This window comes from Kosakonia sp. R1.Fl (assembly GCF_023516815.1).
Lineage (GTDB): Bacteria > Pseudomonadota > Gammaproteobacteria > Enterobacterales > Enterobacteriaceae > Kosakonia.
Genome location: NZ_JAMGSQ010000001.1, coordinates 5,032,196 through 5,051,526 on the forward strand (window position 1 = coordinate 5,032,196; position 19,331 = coordinate 5,051,526).

Below are 19,331 nucleotides of genomic sequence, written 5' to 3' on the forward strand. Positions count from 1 at the left end.
AGCCAGACAATTAAGCGTAACGCAGCGCGTCAATCAATAAGGTAAACGCGGCAGTGTGCTGTTTGCGGCTGGGATAATAGAGATAATAGCCGGGGAACGGCTCACACCAGTCGTCGAGCACCGTTTCAAGCTTGCCTTCGCTAACAGCCTGCGCCACGCAATCTTCCGGGACCAGCGCCAGCCCCAAACCGCTGGTTGCCGCTTCGATTCTGGAAGCCAGATTATTAAAGGTTAATTGCCCTTCCACGCGCACACGCATTGGCTGACCGTCTTTGGAAAACTCCCAGGCATACAGCCCACCGAGCGTCGGCAGGCGCATATTAATACAGTTGTGCTGCTGTAAATCATGCGGCGTTTGCGGTTTACCATGGCGGGAAAAATAACCCGGCGAGCCAACCACCACCATGCGCCAGTCGGGGCCAATTCGCACCGCGACCATATCTCTGGCAACCTGTTCACCAAGGCGAATGCCGGCATCGTAGCGCTCAGAGACAATATCCGTCAGGGTGTTATCGATGGTTAATTCCACTTTCACATCGGGGTAAGCGTCTAAAAAAGGCTTGATGGCTGGCCATACCGTAGAATGCAACGCGTGCTCGCCAAGCGTGATACGAATATTGCCGGCAACGCGATCGCGCATATCGGTTAAGGCAATCAGTTCTTCCTCAATCTCTTTAAAGCGCGGACCAATGCTATTAATTAATGCCTCGCCTGCATCGGTGGGCGCGACGCTGCGCGTAGTACGGGTAAGCAGACGAATTTGCAGACGCTCTTCCAGCCCGCGAATAGCATGGCTGAGCGCCGATTGCGAGACACCTAATTTCGCTGCCGCGCGAGTAAAGCTGCGTTCGCGGGCCACCACAATTAAATAGAAGAGATCGTTAAAATTATCTTTCAGCATTTTCGCCCCGTGACCAGACCATGAAAATAGCGTTTATGCTACACTTCGGCCGAGTTTTAATATATGTCTATAATTCACTAATTCCGTAATAAAAGGGCTCTGATCGTGAAGCAGGTCACCTCTGTTTATGTTAATAAGCGCCAGCCCCCTCTTTTTAATGATCCATACTCATAAGCGCAATGAGCCGTATTACTTAATCGATACACTTTATTATTCACCACGCATAAACGCGCTAAAACACCATTAAAATTAACCATGCAGCAGCGGCAGATATTTAATAATTAAACATCTGCTTTTATTACCCGCTTTAAATAACCACTTAATCAACCAGCATATTTAATCGCACATTTCGCCAATAAAAGCCGGGGGCATTACCCCCGGATAGAGAAAAAAGTAACAGTAGACACAAAAAATGCAATGAGGTTAATAAAGCGTGTTAACGGTAACCGATCAAACGCGGGTTGATATTAGCGATCTGTGCGATTAAAAATAGCCCCCAGAAAAAGTTCCAGCCGATATTTGTCAATATGTGCTAAAACGAATTTAAATATTTACACCAGAAGAACTCAGGTGATAAACAATATCTTACAACCTGAATAATCCATGAGCCACTCTCATAAGTGGCAATGTATTCTTGTTGTTATTAAAAAACACAGTGGCAAACATCAAGGGTTTATTTATATGAAAATCTCTCAACTGAGTCTTTTCGTCTCTGCTGCGGTACTGTGCTCGTCAGTACAGGCGGCGGAAATATATAATAAAGACGGTAATAAGTTAGACTTATATGGTTTGGTATCAGCAGAACATTATTTTTCTGATAACAGCGGCTGGGATGGCGACCAGACTTATATGCGTCTTGGCTTTCGCGGTGAAACACAAATTAACGACCAACTGACCGGCTACGGCCAGTGGCAGATGCATATTGACGCCAATAAATCGGAAGGTGATACCAATACGCCACGCACGCGTTATGGCTTCGCCGGGTTAAAATTCGCCAATTACGGTTCAGTGGATTATGGCCGTAACAAAGGTGTTTTATATGACTCCCTCGGTTATACCGATATGCAGCCAGAATTCGATGGCATGACATACGGTTCTGACCAATTTATGTTTAGCCGTGGCAGCGGCATGCTGACCTACCGTAATACGGATTTCTTCGGTCTGGTTGACGGCCTGAATTTCTCCCTGCAATACCAGGGTAAAAATGATGGCGGCGGCGAATCCGGCGCCGGTCGAAATGTATTACGTCAAAACGGCGACGGCTACGGCTTATCCGTGGAATATAACATTGGCGCGGGCGTAAGCGTTGTTGGTGCCATGACCAGCGCCAAACGTACCGAACAACAAAATACCGCTACCAATATTCTCGGTGATGGCGATCGCGCCGAAGCCTATTCTGGCGCGATTAAATATGACGCCAATAATATCTATCTGGCGGCGATGTTTACTCAGGCTTATAACGCTTCGCGTTTTGGCAGTGCTTCCGATACGACAACCGCCTACGGTTACGCCAACGAATCGCAGATTTTTGAAGCGTACGCCAGCTACCAGTTCGACTTTGGCCTGCAGCCATTCGTGGCGTATAACGCGCTGAAAGGGAAGAATATTGGCAGCAACAGCGCGGGTGATAAATATGGCGATCAGGATATCGAAAAATATGTCGATCTCGGTGCCACGTACTACTTCAACAAGAACTTCAACATGTTTGTTGATTATAAAATCAACCTGATTGATGAAAATAAATTCACCACCGCCGCCGGCATCAACACTGATGACGTAGTCGCTGTGGGTATGGTTTACCAGTTCTAAACCAGTAAAAAGGCGGCACAGGCCGCCTTTTTTTCACCTTCATTTTCCGCTCGTTTTCCTTTCATCACGCCCACTTTTCCTGGCGCTGATGCTGACGTCGCCAGACGCCGGGCGGCATCTGGTATTTGCGCGTAAAGGTGCGTGTAAAGGTCTGCTGCGAGTCATAACCGTATTTGGTGGAGATAGCCATAATCGACTGCTCAGTCGCCAGCAGTTCATGCGCGGCGCTTTCCAGCTTCTTCTCGCGGATATAAATCCCGAGTGGTATCTGGATTACTTGCTGGAACAGACGCTGAAGATGCCATTTCGAATACCCCGCCCGCGTGGCGACATCCTCGATCCGCAGCGGCCTTTCAAGGTTATCGTCAATCCATTGCTGGATCTCAAGAATTACCGCGTGTTGCATACCCATGGTTGAAACCTCCTTGAGAACAGGAGCATCCACCTTAGCGGAGTGATACTTACGCAAACATGACGCGAAAATAATAATTTTGTCAGAAATGTCCGTTCTGCAATGCCAAATGGCATGCAGAGTGTGGATCTCTCGTCGCGGGGAAAGATGCCTGCGCGTACCCCTCATGAACGACCTGCAATGCAAAAGGGGGGCGGCTGAGCGTCGCCTCCCCTGCACCGACGTTCATCCAGACTATAGCGCTTTTGCCTCTCCTGCCCATTCACGCAGGAAATGTGTGGAGCAAATAGCAGGCTCGATAACCGCAATATCGACGCTGACCAGGCCAAATTTGACAAAAGGATCGCGTTCTATTTCATTTTCCAGGCTCTGGCTGTCGCTGGCCGTCGCCAGGATAAATCCACCCGGTTTATTTTGCAGCGGCCCGGCGAAAATAATATGCCCTTTTTTGATCATCTCGCCCAGCCACAATTTGTGCGCATCAACATACGCGCCGAGAATATCGGGTTCGCTGGCGTAAGTAAGCGTAATTGCATATAACATAATTTATTTTCCGCAGGTTAATGTAATGGCAGCGCAGCAATAATGTTATTAATTGCCGATCGCGCGGCGGCAATTTGCTGGTTTTTTATATCATCACCTTTCGAGGTACCTTCTGCGCGGATAGTATGAAGGGCGTCAATACCCAGGAAACCAAAAAACGCACGAAGATATTTTTCCTGAAAATCCATGCCATCAAAAGGTGGCTGTAAATAAAAGCCACCGCGCGCCGAAATAATCAACACCTGTTTTCCCTCCGCCAGTCCGACCGGCCCGGTGGCGGTGTACTGAAAGGTTTTTCCCGGTTGCGCAAGCCTGTCCAGCCAAGCTTTTAACTGGCTGGAAACAGAGAAGTTATACATAGGTGCCGCGATAACAATCAGGTCATGGGCCAGGAATTCATCGACCAGTTGCTGTGAAATCTGGTGCTCCGGCTGCCTGTCGCTTGTCGGTTGACTACCGGGAACAACGCGAAATCCAGCGGCGATATCTGCGGTTAAATGGCTTATTTCGTCGCGAACCACATCGCGATAGGTTATTTCCGCTTGCGGATAATGGGCTTTTATTTCCCGCATAACGTCAGCGGAAAGTGCGCGCGTGACGGAATAGTCACCCGAAATACTGGAATCAATATGCAGAATCTTCATGATACTCTCCGAAAATAAACACAATAGTTATTTAAAGGACTTAGCGGCAGTATCGATAAATTTCGCCACCGCTTCGGGTTGCGAAACCATAGATAAATGTGAACTGTTAACGCTATATACGGTGGCGTGGATCTGTCTGGCTATTTTCTCCTGAACGGCAGGTAACAAAGCATGATCATTTTCGGTAAGCAAATACCAACTCGGTTTATTTTCCCAGGCGGCATGGGTGATTTTTCCCTGAAATGCCGTGAGGGCGATCGGTTGTGAAACCGCAGCCAGCGCCTGAACATTGCGGGTTGAGATATCATTCGCCATCACCTGTTGAAACTGGCTGGCATCATCTAACCACACCAGCCCTTGCGCATCCGGCGTTAACCCTCTCATTGGCGCGTTAAGCCGTGCCAGCAAATCCGTCACGGATTCCCCCGTTGCCGGTGCCAGCGCCGAAAGGTAGACCAGCCCCCGTACGCGGCTGTTATTGCCGGCCTGACTGATAACGGCACCGGCCCACGAATGACCGACCAGCAGCACATCGCCATGCTGGCGCGCCAGCACACGTTCGGTGGCGGCGACATCATCATCCAGCGAGGTCAGCGGGTTTTGCACCGCCGAAACGTGGTAGCCCATGTTTTGTAAACGCTTGGTCACGGTGGCCCAACTGGAGCCGTCCGCAAACGCGCCGTGAACCAGGACAATATTTTTAATCGGCTGTGCGACAGCCTGCGCCGACATCACGCTCAGCATGGCCGCACATGACGCCACCGTGATAAACCGTTTTCCTTTGCGAAAAGCGTTGCGCATGTTCTCTCCCGCCACGTATTGATGAAGTGATAAACACAATGCAGAGAGTGTAATCAGAGCAACCTGGCGTGGTAAGATGGCGAACTTGACATTAAACAGGCAAAGTCAGACATCAGGCGGAGAACCACAATGCAGATAGCAATAATGGCCACGGCAGGCAGCATGATGTCAGCAATTACCGGGCTTGCGGATATGTTCTGGATAACCAACCAGCTTCTTCCCGCCAGCATTGAGACCAGCCGGTTCAGGATCGCCATTGTCAGCCCTGACGGGAAGCCGGTCGCGGACGCGCAAGGTCGTACGATTGCGGTGGATGGCGCGTTTGCCAGCATCAGCGCGCCCGATGTGATTCTGGCCTGCGGCATGGCACTCGGCGGTAATAAACTGCCTGCGCTCACCAGCCCGGAGGCCGTCGCGTGGTTGCGCCAACAGCATCAGCGCGGTGCGAAAATTGGCGGCGCTTGTGCCGGGGGGTATCTGCTGGGCGACGCCGGATTGCTGGATGGCAGAGAGTGCGCCACCACGTGGTGGCTGTATCCCACTTTCCGCGCTCGCTATCCGCGCGCCAAAATGGTGTGGGGAAAGGCGTTAATCGAAGAGCGCAACGTGATCACCACCGGCGGACCGCTGTCGTGGGTGGATCTGGCGCTGCACATTATTCGCCAGCATGCCGGGGACGAGGTGGCCAGAATGGCAGCGGATATGACCGTTGCCGACAGCCAGCCACTCTCCCAGCAAATCTATGCGCCGCGCGGCTTTTTAAATACGATTGATCCGCTGTTACTGCGCGCCGAACAGCTTATCCGCTATGAAAACCCGGCCATCACCGTCGAACAACTCGCCAGCGCGTTGAACCTCAGCCCGCGCACCTTGCACCGAAAACTGGCCGATTTAACCCACGAAAGCCCCAAGCATTTTATTACGCGCGTGCGCATTGAATCGGCCTGTTTGCTGCTTGAAAACCCGTCAGCCAATATCAGGCACGTCGCCGCCGCGTGTGGCTATACGGAAGATACGGCGTTTCGCAAAGCCTTTAGCCAGCTCATCAACATGACACCTGCGCAGTACAAGCTCTGGGCCGCCGCACGAAACACCAGGCACGGGCATTAACGCCGCGCCGTTGCGGCATTTTTGTCGTCATGGCGTGGTTATCTGATCGTTTTACGAAACGCTGCATGTCCGGTTACGGGAATTCTCTTCACCGCCAATGTGCCTACAATGGGCGGCACCTGCACAACAAGAGAGAATAACCATGGCATTTCAGGCTGGACTGTACTGGATAATCGATCCGCTCTGCGGCTGGAGTTATGGCGCACTGCCGCTGATTAACCGCACGGCTGAACACTTCACTGAACGACAACATATTTTGCCCGGCGGCCTGTTTATCGACGCGCAGCGCCGCCGCCTGGACGCCGACTGGTTGGCCCATGTGCACGAACATGATGATCGGATCGCGAAAGTAACCGGTATGCCGTTTGGCCGTGCTTATAAAGAAGAGTTGCTCGCCCGCGACGGGTTGCTGCTCGATTCGCTGCCTGCCACTCGCGGCTTGTTAGCCTTACAGCAATTTGGCGAACCGACCGACGCGCTGTGCTTTCTGAACGCCATTCAGACAGCCTGGTATCGTGATGGCCGTGATATCACCCGCGATGAGGTAGTCAACACGGTGATTCAGCACACCACCGGTCTGCCTGTTGTCAACGGCCAGGTGGCGGAAAGCGAAGCCCGCGCCGCTATTCAATATGGCCGCATGGTGATGGCACAAGCCGCCGGGGCGGGTTTTCCCAGCGCCGTGTTGGTGCAGGAAGATGGCCGTTACACGCTGCTTCCGGTTGGCCAGTATTACGGCAACCCGGATGCATTTATAGCGCTCGTAAAAACATATCGTTAAAGGAATTCCACCATGAACCATAAAATACCCGGCGTATTGCTGATGCTCGCCAGCGCCTCTTCTGTTGCCGCACCGTTAGAATTGCAGGTTTATAACCCGCAGGAAAAGGCGATTTTCGCCGTCTCATCCACGCTGGTTTCCGGTCCTACGGAAGCGATTTTGTTTGATGCTCAATTCAGCGTCAAAGATGGCAAAAAACTGGTGGAGATGATCAAAGCCAGCGGCAAAACGCTCAAGCAAGTGGTGATCACCTCCGGCGATCCGGATTTCTATTTTGGCCTTGAACCGATCGTTAAAGCCTGGCCGCAGGTCAAGGTGGTTGCCTCACCTGAGGTGGTGAAACATATCGAAGCGACAAAAGAGGCCAAGCTGGCGTACTGGGGACCGCAGATGAAGGACGGCGCGCCGCACACCTTAACCGTACCGACAGCGACCACGGCGACCCACTTTACTATCGATGGTGAAACGCTGGAGCTGCGCCATCCGCAAAGTTATGCGGCTTATGTCTGGATCCCGGCGAATAAAGCCATTCTCGGCGGCACGGCGATTTCCAACGGCATTCACGTCTGGAGCGCCGACACGCAAAACCCGGCTGCACGAGCGCAGTGGCGTGAAGTGCTGAGTGAAATGCAACACCTGAAGCCGCAGCAGGTAATCCCCGGTCATTATCTGGGGGCGCGCCCCGCCGGTGACCAGGCCATTACGTTTACCCTTCATTACCTCGATACCTTCGAGCAGGCGCTGAAAGCGAATAAAACTTCTGCGGGCGTTATCAAAGCAATGAGCGCCGCTTATCCGAAGCTGGCAGAAGCGGGTTCACTGGAACTGAGCGCAAAAGTGAATAGCGGCGAGATGACGTGGTGATCGCCACACGTAGCACTTTGTTTATGCCTCAGAATTTACCCATCACCTGCGTCATGGTTCCATTCGAGCCAGGCTCGGTATGCTGAATTAAACGCAGCGCCATGAACAAAATCAGGGGGACCTCTGTGTCCCCCTGCTCAATTCCCACCGTTCCCGCTGAACCTTCCACTGCCGATCTGCTACCGGCTCGCGTCGGCATGACGCGTCCCCTCACACCTTCCGGTGCGATTAAGCATTCCGTTGTAAACCCTCAAAGACCCTGGCGTGGCGAATTTTAAAAAGCGTCACCGTTAATTGGCAGGCGCTGTCGTCGTGGTGGTATTGGTTGAGGTATTACTGCCGTCATTTCCTCCGCCCATTGATAATAAAAGCAAACCGGCGACTGCGGTAACAACCGCCACGCCGGTGACGGCTGAACTGCCAACTGCATATTCCGCTGCATTCTCCCCGGCGGCTTTTCCTTCTTCTGCGGGCGCTGCGTAGCAAATTTCAGAAATAACAAATACGAAAGCGATAATAATGTATTTTAAAAGCACCATAACCCTGTCCTCATATTTATTTTGGGATCACCAGCACTTTAAATCGCCGTCACAAAAGTGGATCGCAAAATAGGACATTCCTCGACAATATGAAAACAAATGGGAGATTCCTCAGCAAAACTAAATTATCTCAACGGAGGCACATTTCGCTTAAAAATAAAAATAAGACAATCCTCAGTTAACAATTTTTTAGCAGTATGATAGAGATCAAAGAAGACATAGAAGAGCACAACAAAGGATTGAGAAAAATTTCAAACTTGCAAATTTTACACACGCACATCCAGACGCTCCAGGAGGGTGTAATATGGAAAGAAAAATAGATGTCATATTATGCAAAATCACCTGTTCTTATACCAAAAAAGGCATCACTCAATTAGTTAATGAAATCAGAAACGGCAGTGGTTTGCACATTGGAATTAACTTTACAGCACCTTATTCTGGCCGGGGAACATTAGTGGTGACCAAAGGTAATTTTATACCCTTTACGTTGGCACATACGCCTATGATTGTGATACCCGATAAAGTTCCGGTCAGTGTTTTAATGGACATATTAACCGAATTTGTTTACGGAAGAGTCAGCCAGCATGTTAAGACGATTCGTCTTGGAAGGCGCGAAATTGCGATTCTTAAGGAGATGATTTACGAAAAAAGTGATGAGGAAATTTCCACGCTATTAAACATCAACAAAAAAACCGTTTCATCGCATAAGGACAACATAAAAAAGAAAATCTCCGCGAGTACAAAGATTGACATTTTCTATGCGTTCAGCATTTTTTCCTTTACCGACTCCACATTAAATGAGAGTACGAGTGAAGATCCACTTTTTATGCCGCCGGGCGAGCAAATAAATAGAATGGTCGCTTACGGCTAAGAAAAAAAACAACTACAACACTCAGCAAAATAAAAACCAGGACGCAACATGAAATTGCCTTTTTATCCCATCGATAAAAAGGCAATTCACATTAAATATCGTTAAGTCTTTTTGCCGTATTTGCGCGGTTGACCCACTTTTCTTGAGCGTACAAGTCGAAAGTGCCTGTAAAAAGAATACGCGATAACGATCAGCAGCACGCCTATCAAGGCCAGGTTCATCATCACCATTTTAGTTTCACTCACAACGGGCGGGCTTTCATTTAACCGATAAATAACCGCAGCCGTCAATAGCTGACCAAAAAATAAGACTGGCCTCAACAGCACAAATAATTAAATGCTAATGATGAGATTAAACCTAAGGAAAACAATGGCACTGCCGCGCATTGCCAGCACGAGTACGCAACACCGCTATTATATTTAGATTTTTCATCGTCCTTGCACGGCGAATTCCCCATATAAAATGGCAATTTATTCTGTCGCGCTGGTTAACTGCTGGCGGATAGCATCAATAAACAACCGCAGCGCGGCGTGTTGATGTTCGCGAGACTGGTACAGACCATAAATCCCCAGCCGTTGCGGTTCGAGATCGGGTAACACCCTGACCAGTTGGCCATTATTCAGCGCCTCCTGCGCTTCCCGTTCCGGCACCAGCGCCAGCCCGCACCCGGCAATCGCCGCATCGCGCAGCACCGCGGAGATCCCCGCGCTCAGATTACCGTTCGCCATCACTTCCCACTTGTTTTGTGCGCTGTCGGTAAAGTGCCATGACTGCCCGGCGAAACCGCTGTAGTGCAGACAATTGTGGTGCTCAAGCTCGTGCACCGTGTGCGGTGTACCGTGCAGGCGTAGGTAATCCGCCGATGCGCAAAGTACCGAGCGGCACTCGCCCAGACGCGTGGCTATCGCGCCTGCTTCCGGGTTATTGGTGATGCGAATCGCCAAATCGATGCGTTCACCAATCAGGTTGACCGGGTGGTTTCCCACTTCGACTTCGATTCTTAACGCCGGGTAACGCGCCAGAAAACCCGGCAGCACCGGCCCGATAATGTGGCTGGCCGTGAAGTGGGCGCAGGCAACGCGCAATGTGCCGGAGGGGGTTTCCCGCGTCGATTGCCCTTCAATATCACCAAACAGCGGCGCGAGTTGCCGCGTCTTTTGTAACGTATTTTCCCCGGCAGGCGTCAGCGTCAGGCGGCGAGACGAACGGTGAATAAGCCGGGCACCCGCCCATTTTTCCATTTCATCAAGGTAGCGGCTGACCATCGGGCGAGAAATGCCCAGCGCCCGCGAAGCGGCACTCAAACTTCCCAACTCGCAGATGCGATTAAACACCACCACCGCCATCACTCTGTCCATCTGTTCACCTGTTCACCTGTTCGATTTGTGAAACGTAACGCGCATTGTTTCAGAAATACGCCTGGCAAAATAGCCTTCCGCGCCTGCCTTGTGTTTTGAGTTGACTACTTTTCGTGTAAGTCCGGGTTCTGTGACGCTTCACGTGATCATGAAATGGCTGTTATGCCGAAAGAGGCACATGAAGCCCGGCGCTTTGCTGCCTCGGTTTTCAACCAACAGCGCCATTCCTGCGCACCCAATATTACTCATCGGCGTACTGCGCTTTACGGCACCTTCTTATCTTCGCGCCTGCAATTTATGCATAAAGTTTACAGGCGGTGTGCCGTTAGTCATATCGGTGGGCCAATGCTTTGGCAATGCAAATACCTGAATGTGTTTTGAGCGGGAAACCGTGGATGAGAAAAATGATACGAAAAATATTGTTACTGCTGTCTGTTTTATCGATTGGCTATTATGCTTACTCATATTCTACGGTGATGGCAGATTTACCCTTCACGTACCAGGTGCAGAATGTCTTCACAATAGTCATGTGCTCGGTGTTTGCCGTGCTGTTATTTGCATCAAATAATAAAGAACTATTATTTTTGTTAAACCACTACTATTGCTCATTCAGGATAAGTAAAACAGACAATAGCTATAACTACACGCTTTTATTCTGTTTCATATTTCTGTCTTACGCGCACTATTATCTTTCCAGCCTGTTCTGCAGGTTAATACTGGATGTAATAGTAAAAATCGGCTCACTGGACACCTTATTGACGATCGATATTTACACCTCACTATTATTTGCAGCTAACTGTCTATTATTTGTGGTTTACACAATCCCTGTTGTGCATGCATTTATAAAGCTGCGCGCTGTAAAGGCTACCGTAGTTTCTCCCCATCACGACGAATAAAAGACCTTCAGTGCAAAGATGAATGCTTTGCCCCAAAAAAAGACTGGCGCGAGTTCGCCAGTGCTTTTTAGGGTGACTGAATGCCTCAGCAATTAATTTTCACATTTTATTCAGTATGTTATCGACATCATAAAAGAGTGAATCCTGTTTATTTCCTCCAAGCAAGAACAGATGTGATGCGATCAGATCGACACGTTACCCGCCCCGGATAAAAGGTCTACGCCAAAAACCCGATTTGTTTTTTTATTGCTACTGTTATCTTTAAGTGATTATCGGATGAGCACACGGTAGCGGATAATATTTAAATCAGCTCAAATAGGTTGATATAAATATGACGTCACTATACAGACCGTTTATCTCCAGTGAGAGGCGCGTTATTTTTTTGTTGCGCATCCGATAACCAAAATTAAATACCAGCAGTGCACGATAAACACCCATCGTAATCATGAGGAGATAAAGAGATGCCATCTATTTATTATCGCGGTGATAACCGTGTTATTTCCGAAATACAAAAAACCGGGTTCCAGCCGCGCATTGAATCGTGCCGGGGACGAACGCCAGTTCAGGCTATTGCTTATATTCAGCAGCTTATTGTCACCAACGGTTTTAAAAGCCTCGCGGATATTGGCGGTTATATCATAAGTAATTCGAAAGGGGATTCTGTCTCGACCTCATGTATCGAAGATGGCGCATCTTATGGCACACATAAATATCGCATCACCGCCCCAAAGAGTGCGCTGTTTTTTGAATTTAATCTCGACGGCAGCGTGGGGGCACAACTGCCCGATCAAGGGCATATGTATGGACGCAAGCCCTACTATATTTTGACCAACGTGAACCCTGATTTAAGCCAATACGTTATCGTTGGTACCAGAACAGCCACGCAGGAAGCCACCTTTTTTACGGATATACCCAGCGACTGGATCTCATTACTCAGCTAACCGGATCGTCTGCACCTGTTCGTCGCGAAAAACGTGCCCTCCTGCTTAGTGAGGGCACTGTTTAACGCGTGAAGTCATCAATAACATCACTGAACCGGTTATTCCCTTTTGTTAACGCGCGTCATGACGTTTTGCGCACCGGTTCTGCCCTCTTCCCGATCGGCCGGACGGCTACAGTCATGCGGTGAAACGGCCTGCCTGCATCTGATTCACGCCGCGAAATGACGCGCAATGCGCATCCCGTTCTGTGCCTGACACACTGTTTTAATAAACGCAGGGTAAACGGCACTGCGCTAAATCCCTGGCTGCAGTGTAAATTTTCCGCGTCGGCTGCCGATAGCAATAGCAGAAGTGCCACTTTGACATTGACGTTGAGCAGAACACATTATGAAAAGACATCCCCTTTCCTGCCGCGCGCTGCGCGCTGCCGGATACGATCCCAACTCAAGCGTACTTGAGCTTGAACACAGCAACGGCCGGGTTGAGCAATATCTTGGCGTGCCGCCCAAAACCTGGCAGGCATTTTTGATGAGCCACGAGCAGGAAAACTATTTTCGCGAGCATATCGCCAGTAGCTACCTGAAAATTACCGTCGAGCAGGCAAATCGCAGCCGTTTTTAACCGCTGAGGCGGTAATTTTTTGCCCGCGTTTGTGCTAACGTTGTCTGCCCGCAGACGATGCGGTTTGGTGCGTGTTCATGCTGGCGACAGCGTAACGAGGTGTTATGAGAATTGGTATTGCGTTTCCTATCCTGGTTTTTATTGTCGCCGTCGCCTTTCTGACGTGGTTTATCGCTGGCGGTTACGCCACACCGGGCAGCTAACGCCCGGCGTGTTGCGCCATCGGGCGACAGATAAATATCATGGCCAGTGCGCTGAGCGACGGGATCAGCGCCAGCCACAGCCAGGCGACACTCGCCGCCGCAGAAGGGGTCAGCGCGTTATCCAGTTGCCCGCCTAACAGGAAGTTTCCCGCAAGCACCGTCACGCCCCCCATCGATGCCAGTGCGCCATAATGCGCGCCAAGGTTCTGGTTATCGGCAAACCACGGCACCAAATCTTTCCCCACCGGAACAATCAGCATTTGCCCGAGCGTTAATAGCGTCACCATGCAGGCGGCGGGTACATAGCGCTGCCAGTTTTCCGGTGCCGGTGTCGCGGCAAACAGTGCAACGCTGATAAATGACGCAGCCAGTAGCGCAAACCCCACCGGCAACATGCGTGCCGCGCCAACACGGCGGGCAAGCCGCGCCAGCGGCATCTGTAACGTGATGATGAGCACCGACGCCAGCATAAAGAGCGGGCCGAGGGTTTTCTCGCTGCTGCCCGATCGGCTCAGCTCAACCGGCAACGCCAGGTAAAGCTGGTTATAGCTGAAAAGGTAAGCACTGTAGGCCACCATAAACGCGACAAAACGCGGTTTGCGAAAAGTTTTCCACCACGGTAGCACATGCAGCGTTTCCGTTTTCCCGTTGCCACCCGGCAGGCAGAAAAAGAGCACCAGCAGCGCAACCATAAACACGCCCGCCCCGGCCAGCGCCACACGCTGGAAACCAAAACCGGCAAGCAGCGAACCCAGCAGCGGCCCGAGCACCGTGCCCAATTCGCCGCAAATGGCGAACAGCGCAAACCACTCCGCGCGGCTGCGCTTTCCCGCTTTTTCACTCTGCGTGCCCGCTTTCGCCAGCAACGCTTCGATGGACGGAGAAAACAGCGCCCCGCCAACACCGGTTAAACAAGCACCCAGTACCACCGGCAGCAGCTCCCCGCCAAACGCCAGCAGCAGATACCCGCTGATACGCACCACGCAGCCGCACAGAATAATGATCCTTGCGCCAAAGCGGTCGGATAACGCGCCGCCTAATAAAAACATTCCCTGCTGAGAGAACGTGCGCAGGCCGATGATCAAACCAATCAACGAGCCGGAAAGCAGCAAATCGTCGCGCAGATAGATCGCCAGAAACGGCACCACCGCATAAAAACCGATATTAAAAATCAGCTGGCTACCGGCGAGCAGATACGGCGAGGTCACTTTCAACGGGGCAGAAATTTGGGCAAGCATGAAGGATCCAGGTCAGCAAAACGCGCAAGGGTCTTTAATACCGGGGAAATTTCCTGCTGGCAACTCTGTTTAAACACACATTGAAAACAAGGTGTTCATTGATAATCCCCCATATTGACAAGGCCCATGCCGCTCGGTATAAGAGCCGCCATAAGAATGATTTGCATTTACAAAACTAATACTTTCTCAAGGTCATGATGATGCCAATGTTTAAAAAATCGTTGTTTGCACTGGGGATGTTGTTTGCGGGTTCCGCTCTGGCGCAAGCCACCCATTATCCGCTGACCATTGAAAACTGCGGTGTGCAGGTCACGTTCGACAAAGCGCCGCAGCGCGTGGTGGCGCTGGGGCAAAACACGGCAGAAATCATGTTGCTGCTCGGCTTGCAGGACAAAATGGTGGCCAGCGCGTTCTGGCCGACCAAAGTGCTGCCGCAGCTTGCCGCGCAGAATGCCAAAGTGAAAGTGCTGACGGTCGAGATCCCAACGCTTGAGTCGATCATTGCCCAGGAGCCCGATTTCGTGGCTGCCCAGTTGCCGATCCTGCTGGGGCCGGATAGCAAAGTGGCGAAGCGCGAAGATTTGTCCGCGATTGGCGCAAACAGTTACCTCTCGCCAGGCGTCTGCGCAACCAAACAGGATAACGGCGATATTTACGGTAGCCGTCATACCCTGTGGAACCCGTCGCTGCTGTACAAAGAGATCAGCGATCTGGCCGAAATTTTCGACGTACAGGATCGCGGCGAGAAACTGATTGCCGAGTTCAAACAGCGTGAAGAGGCGCTGCGCAGTAAATTCGGCCACGGCAAGAAAAACCTGTCATTTGTCTTCTGGTTCTCCAGCGCCTCGCCCTCAGCGGATGCCTATGTCGGCGGCAAGAACAGCGCGTCCGGTTATATCGCCAGCCTGCTGGGCGGGCACAGCGCTATCACCTCGGAAAGCGAGTGGCCGACGCTCAGCTGGGAAAGCATTATTGCTTCTAACCCGGATGTGATTGTTGTCTCCAGTCTCGATCGTAACCGCTGGACGCTGGACAGTGCGGAAGAGAAAATCAAATTCCTGAAAAGCGATCCGGCGGTTAGCCAGCTTGAGGCGGTGAAAAAAGGCCATATCGTGGTGATGGACGGCCAGGCGATGAACCCGACTATCCGCACGTTCTATGGCGCAGAACAAGTGGGTGCGCAACTGGAGAAGCTGGGGCTGGATAAATGACCACGCCCTCATCTGCTGCGCTTAAAAAAGCGCAGCACGCGGTACTCTTGCTGTTATCGCTGGTGCTGCTCGGGCTGGTGATTGCCGTCAGCGTCGGCGTCGGCGAACTGGCGATTCCGCTGAGAACCACCTTTTACGCCGTCAGCAATAAACTGGGGCTGACCAGTGAGCCGCTAAACCGTATCCATGAAACGGTGATTTGGGACTTCCGCTTAAGTCGCGCGCTGGTCGCCGCCTGCTGCGGCGCCGGGTTAGCGATTTGCGGCGCGGTACTGCAAAGCCTGCTGAAAAACGCGCTGGCAGAACCTTATGTGCTGGGCGTCTCCGCCGGGGCATCCACCGGCGCGGTATCGGTGGTGGTGTTAGGTCTCGGCGCGGGCGCGGTGTCGCTCTCCGCCGGGGCATTTGTTGGCGCGTTTGCCGCATTTTTGTTTGTCGCCGTGCTGACTAACGGCGCGCGCGGCGGTAACGAACGCACCATTCTCGCCGGGGTGGCGGCGTCCCAGCTTTTCAACGCCATCACCGCGTACAGCATCAGCACCTCCGCCAGCGCGCAGCAAGCGCGGGATGTGATGTTCTGGCTGCTGGGCAGTTTCAGCGGCGTGCGCTGGCCGGAATTCCAGCTGGTGTTAGTTGTGGTTATCGTTGGTCTGCTGGCGTGCCTGTATCACGCCAAAGCGCTGGATGCTTTTACCTTTGGCGATGACGCTGCCGCCTCGCTGGGCATTCCGGTAGGAGCGGTACGCTTGATTCTCTTTTCCGTTACCGCACTCATCACCGCCACCATTGTCAGCATGGCGGGTTCCATTGGCTTTGTGGGTCTCGTGGTACCGCATGTGATGCGCTATTTCATCGGGCCGCTGCACCGCCAGTTACTGGTGGCGTGTGCGATGGCCGGTGCGATTTTAATGGTGCTGGCGGATATTGCCTCGCGCACGCTGATTGCGCCGCAAAGCCTGCCGGTTGGCGTGGTTACCGCGCTGGTGGGTGTGCCGTTCTTCGCGGTTATTCTCTATCGCTCAAGGAAATTCGCATGAGTATCAGCGCCAAAAACCTCTGCTGGCGGGCAGGGAAAAAAACCATTGTCGATAACGTCTCGCTTGAGGTAGCAAAGGGCCAGACGCTGGGCCTGCTGGGGCCGAATGGCTCAGGGAAATCCTCGCTACTGCGTATTCTGGCCGGGCTGCGCCGCCCGGATGACGGCAGCGTGATGCTGGATGGTCGCGATGTCGCAACGCTGAGAAAAAAAGCGCTGGCGCAGCGGGTGGCGTTTGTTGAGCAGCACGCGGCGACGGAAGCTAATATTCGCGTGCGCGATGTGGTAAAGCTGGGGCGCATTCCGCACCACTCGCCGTTTAGCCCGTGGTCGCACAGTGATGATGAGATAGTCACGGCGGCACTTGAGCGCGTGGGCATGCTTGAACACAGCGAGCAGGGCTGGCAAAGCCTCTCCGGCGGCGAACGTCAGCGGGTGCATATTGCCCGCGCGCTGGCGCAAGCGCCGAGCGAGATTTTGCTCGACGAGCCCACCAACCATCTCGACATTCATCATCAAATGCAGTTAATGCGCCTTATCAGCGAACTGCCGGTAACCAGCATTGTTGCGATCCATGATTTGAACCACGCGGCCATGTTCTGCGATGCGCTGATCGTGATGCAAAAAGGGCAGATTGTGGCGCGCGGCACGCCGGATGAGGTGCTCACGGAAGCGATGCTGTCCGAGGTATTTCAGGTGCGGGCGCGCATTGAGATCTCACCCGATCACGGCAAAAAGCATATTCACTTTTTATGAACGCTTTTGCGCCAGAACGCGGCACGGTTCTGGCGCAAAGCGGGCTTAAAGGTCAATCACGTTGCGGCTGTCCTGCAAGGTGGCATGTAACGTTTTCAGCGACACCACCGAAGATTGCTGGGTGATGGCCACAATCGCGCCTAACGATTTATCTAACAGGTCCAGATTGTTCGTTTCCAGCGCTTTGTCCAGCACGGCAAACGTCTGGGTAAGCGAGGTCTGGCGCAGCGCGAAATCCTGATTCAACGCCTGCAACAACACCTCTTTTTGCGCCTGAATCCGCGCAATTTGTACTTCGGTCTCCTGGGTGATTTGATGGCGAGCCGTTTCCTGCTCCGCACGGTATTTTTGTAAATCACGCCAGGCGTCAAAAATCTCTTTCGCCGCCGATGCCGCTTGTAATGGCGACGCTTTTGCCGCCACTTTCGAGGCGTTAAACAGTGCTTTCATATTATGCCCACCAGAATAAATAAGCTGCGTATCCCATCAGGGCCAGAATGCCCGTTCCCACCAGCCCTGAGCTGTCAAAATTAAACAGACGACCTAACGCCCCGGAAAAGCCGGTGAAACTGAACAAAAAGGCAACAAGCGAGGTGTAAGTCCACTCAATGCTGTGCAGGTAATACCCCAGCGCGCCAAAAAGAAGGCACAGCACCATCCACACCAGAAACGAGGGTTCATCATCATCGGCAGTTGCTTTGCGCCGCTGGCTGTCAGCCAGCCAAAAATAGAGCGCGCTCTGCTCGCCAGGTGCGAGAGAAGAGACATCGCTGGTCATGGTCATGTGATCATTTGCAGCGATCAGGTTTGTCACCAGCGTATTCACACGCTCCTCGGTGAAGGCCTGCGCATGGGAAACCACCGTCACGGATTCCTGCGTTGGGCTATTCTGATCATCCACCAGACGTATCGCCAGCAACTGTTTCATCGCTTTTACCAGCAGTACGGTCTGGAGTTTCAGGAAAACGACACGCTCGTGCGCAACGTTGGCTGACAGCGCCTGATCCAGCATCTGGTAACTTGTTTTCAGGCGCTGAGCAATACCTTCAATGGTCGAGGCATACAGCGAAATATGCTGGTTAATGGCCTGCGCCACTTCGATCACCGCATTGATTTTTGCCACTTCCTTGTTAACCGCACTGCGATATTCATACGCTTCGGTCAGTTTTTTTTCCGCATTCTGGCTGTATTTCATCATCGCGAAAATGGCGACCGGAGCCAGCACAATGCCGCCCAGCACCATGGTGCCACCGGCGATCCCTGCGCCACCGGCGGAAAGCGCACCGCCGCCAAACCAGGCCAGCGTGGCGTTACTGGCGGCAGCGCCGGAAAGCGAGGCGATCGCCGTGCCGGTAGAGGCCGCGCCGAATGTCGAAACCGCGCTCATCGAGCCGAGGGCGAGCGCCGCGCCGGTCGCTGTCCCTTTCACCCCGGTGCCAATGATTTCGGTCATTTTTACCGACTGGGTTTGCAACTGCGGCGCGTCGTAGCGGGCAAAATTATCTAACACATCTTGGGAGACTTTGGTCTCCAGCCGGTTAACTTTTTGGCACTTCTCCAGCACCGACAAGGCCTCAGGGATAATGACATCCGCATAGCGTTGCTTCTGATCGAGCAGCGTGTTGATGAGCGTTGACGATGTATTTCTGGCTTCTTCCAGCCCCTCTTCCGCCAGCCGCGCTTTAAAACGCGCATCCACCACAATCTCTTCAGCTTCTTTTTTTTGCTTGTGTGCTTTAAAAATATTCAGTCCCATCGGTAACCTCGAATCATCCCACTGTGTTCCAGGCATAAAA

The 19,331-nt window shown here is 52.2% G+C and carries 21 protein-coding genes; 11 read left to right on the forward strand and 10 right to left on the reverse strand.

Annotated features, from left to right (window positions below):
- Positions 1-10: 10 nt before the first annotated feature.
- Positions 11-901, reverse strand: coding sequence for a LysR family transcriptional regulator (locus tag M8Q36_RS23885; RefSeq protein ID WP_249882618.1), 891 nt, complete (start codon positions 899-901; stop codon positions 11-13).
- A gap of 681 nt (positions 902-1,582) precedes the next feature.
- Here M8Q36_RS23885 and ompC point away from each other — a divergent pair.
- Entirely contained in the window at positions 1,583-2,710 is a 1,128-nt protein-coding gene (gene ompC, locus M8Q36_RS23890) for a porin OmpC (protein WP_249882619.1), read from the forward strand.
- 64 nt (positions 2,711-2,774) lie between these two features.
- Here the strand turns inward: ompC and M8Q36_RS23895 are convergent, their stop codons facing one another.
- The 4 genes from M8Q36_RS23895 to M8Q36_RS23910 form a co-directional block, all read right to left on the reverse strand.
- On the reverse strand, positions 2,775-3,122 hold the full coding sequence (locus M8Q36_RS23895; RefSeq protein ID WP_200551475.1) for a helix-turn-helix domain-containing protein: 348 nt from the start codon (positions 3,120-3,122) through the stop codon (positions 2,775-2,777).
- 234 nt (positions 3,123-3,356) lie between these two features.
- Entirely contained in the window at positions 3,357-3,665 is a 309-nt protein-coding gene (locus M8Q36_RS23900; RefSeq protein ID WP_249882620.1) for a YciI family protein, read from the reverse strand.
- A 17-nt stretch (positions 3,666-3,682) separates the two neighbouring features.
- A complete protein-coding gene (locus M8Q36_RS23905; protein ID WP_249882621.1) occupies positions 3,683-4,309 on the reverse strand; it encodes an FMN-dependent NADH-azoreductase in 627 nt (208 codons plus the stop codon).
- A gap of 27 nt (positions 4,310-4,336) precedes the next feature.
- Positions 4,337-5,110 carry an alpha/beta fold hydrolase gene (locus M8Q36_RS23910; protein ID WP_502825486.1) on the reverse strand — a complete coding sequence of 258 codons (774 nt, stop codon included), beginning with the start codon at positions 5,108-5,110 and terminating at the stop codon, positions 4,337-4,339.
- 129 nt (positions 5,111-5,239) lie between these two features.
- Here M8Q36_RS23910 and M8Q36_RS23915 point away from each other — a divergent pair, with 129 nt between their 5' ends.
- The 3 genes from M8Q36_RS23915 (at position 5,240) to M8Q36_RS23925 (ending at position 7,865) form a co-directional block, all read left to right on the forward strand.
- On the forward strand, positions 5,240-6,220 hold the full coding sequence (locus tag M8Q36_RS23915) for a GlxA family transcriptional regulator (protein ID WP_249882622.1): 981 nt from the start codon (positions 5,240-5,242) through the stop codon (positions 6,218-6,220).
- A 142-nt stretch (positions 6,221-6,362) separates the two neighbouring features.
- Positions 6,363-7,001, forward strand: a complete 639-nt coding sequence (locus tag M8Q36_RS23920; RefSeq protein WP_249882623.1) for a DsbA family protein — start codon at positions 6,363-6,365, stop codon at positions 6,999-7,001.
- A 12-nt stretch (positions 7,002-7,013) separates the two neighbouring features.
- Positions 7,014-7,865, forward strand: a complete 852-nt coding sequence (locus M8Q36_RS23925; protein WP_249882624.1) for a Vmh family MBL fold metallo-hydrolase — start codon at positions 7,014-7,016, stop codon at positions 7,863-7,865.
- A gap of 290 nt (positions 7,866-8,155) precedes the next feature.
- Here M8Q36_RS23925 and yjbE read toward each other — a convergent pair whose 3' ends face one another.
- Positions 8,156-8,404: an exopolysaccharide production protein YjbE gene (yjbE, locus tag M8Q36_RS23930; RefSeq protein WP_249882625.1), complete on the reverse strand. Its 249-nt coding sequence runs from the start codon at positions 8,402-8,404 to the stop codon at positions 8,156-8,158.
- A 304-nt stretch (positions 8,405-8,708) separates the two neighbouring features.
- On the opposite strand from yjbE, the gene M8Q36_RS23935 reads away from it, so the two are divergent.
- The gene (locus M8Q36_RS23935) at positions 8,709-9,275 is read left to right on the forward strand and encodes a helix-turn-helix domain-containing protein (RefSeq protein ID WP_200551468.1); all 567 of its coding nucleotides are present in this window, start codon (positions 8,709-8,711) and stop codon (positions 9,273-9,275) included.
- A 470-nt stretch (positions 9,276-9,745) separates the two neighbouring features.
- Here M8Q36_RS23935 and M8Q36_RS23940 read toward each other — a convergent pair whose 3' ends face one another.
- Positions 9,746-10,633 carry a LysR family transcriptional regulator gene (locus M8Q36_RS23940; protein WP_249882626.1) on the reverse strand — a complete coding sequence of 296 codons (888 nt, stop codon included), beginning with the start codon at positions 10,631-10,633 and terminating at the stop codon, positions 9,746-9,748.
- Between the two features lie 1,357 nt (positions 10,634-11,990).
- On the opposite strand from M8Q36_RS23940, the gene M8Q36_RS23945 reads away from it, so the two are divergent.
- The 3 genes from M8Q36_RS23945 to M8Q36_RS23955 all read left to right on the forward strand — a co-directional run bounded on the left by M8Q36_RS23945 (position 11,991) and on the right by M8Q36_RS23955 (position 13,294).
- Positions 11,991-12,470 (forward strand): hypothetical protein, encoded by a 480-nt coding sequence (locus M8Q36_RS23945; protein ID WP_249882627.1) that lies wholly within the window; start codon positions 11,991-11,993, stop codon positions 12,468-12,470.
- A 387-nt stretch (positions 12,471-12,857) separates the two neighbouring features.
- Entirely contained in the window at positions 12,858-13,091 is a 234-nt protein-coding gene (locus M8Q36_RS23950; protein WP_249882628.1) for a KTSC domain-containing protein, read from the forward strand.
- 104 nt (positions 13,092-13,195) lie between these two features.
- The gene (locus M8Q36_RS23955) at positions 13,196-13,294 is read left to right on the forward strand and encodes a YoaK family small membrane protein (RefSeq protein ID WP_017455774.1); all 99 of its coding nucleotides are present in this window, start codon (positions 13,196-13,198) and stop codon (positions 13,292-13,294) included.
- On the opposite strand, the gene M8Q36_RS23960 is transcribed toward M8Q36_RS23955, so the two are convergent.
- On the reverse strand, positions 13,291-14,532 hold the full coding sequence (locus M8Q36_RS23960) for an MFS transporter (protein WP_249882629.1): 1,242 nt from the start codon (positions 14,530-14,532) through the stop codon (positions 13,291-13,293). The two genes, M8Q36_RS23955 and M8Q36_RS23960, sit on opposite strands and share 4 nt — an antisense overlap.
- A gap of 206 nt (positions 14,533-14,738) precedes the next feature.
- Here M8Q36_RS23960 and eitA point away from each other — a divergent pair, with 206 nt between their 5' ends.
- Genes eitA through eitC form a run of 3 tightly spaced genes read left to right on the forward strand, consistent with a single transcriptional unit; the run spans position 14,739 to position 17,535 of the window.
- Positions 14,739-15,743, forward strand: a complete 1,005-nt coding sequence (gene eitA / locus M8Q36_RS23965; RefSeq protein WP_249882630.1) for a siderophore ABC transporter substrate-binding protein EitA — start codon at positions 14,739-14,741, stop codon at positions 15,741-15,743.
- Positions 15,740-16,780, forward strand: a complete 1,041-nt coding sequence (locus M8Q36_RS23970; protein ID WP_249882631.1) for a FecCD family ABC transporter permease — start codon at positions 15,740-15,742, stop codon at positions 16,778-16,780. Before eitA ends, M8Q36_RS23970 begins: the two co-directional genes overlap by 4 nt.
- A complete protein-coding gene (gene eitC, locus M8Q36_RS23975) occupies positions 16,777-17,535 on the forward strand; it encodes a siderophore ABC transporter ATP-binding protein EitC (RefSeq protein WP_200551461.1) in 759 nt (252 codons plus the stop codon). Before M8Q36_RS23970 ends, eitC begins: the two co-directional genes overlap by 4 nt.
- A gap of 45 nt (positions 17,536-17,580) precedes the next feature.
- Here eitC and M8Q36_RS23980 read toward each other — a convergent pair whose 3' ends face one another.
- Together M8Q36_RS23980 and M8Q36_RS23985 are read right to left on the reverse strand one after the other, a co-directional pair.
- On the reverse strand, positions 17,581-17,985 hold the full coding sequence (locus M8Q36_RS23980) for a hypothetical protein (protein WP_249882632.1): 405 nt from the start codon (positions 17,983-17,985) through the stop codon (positions 17,581-17,583).
- Position 17,986: 1 nt separating this feature from the next.
- Positions 17,987-19,291, reverse strand: a complete 1,305-nt coding sequence (locus tag M8Q36_RS23985) for a hypothetical protein (protein ID WP_249882633.1) — start codon at positions 19,289-19,291, stop codon at positions 17,987-17,989.
- Between the last annotated feature and the right edge of the window lie 40 nt (positions 19,292-19,331).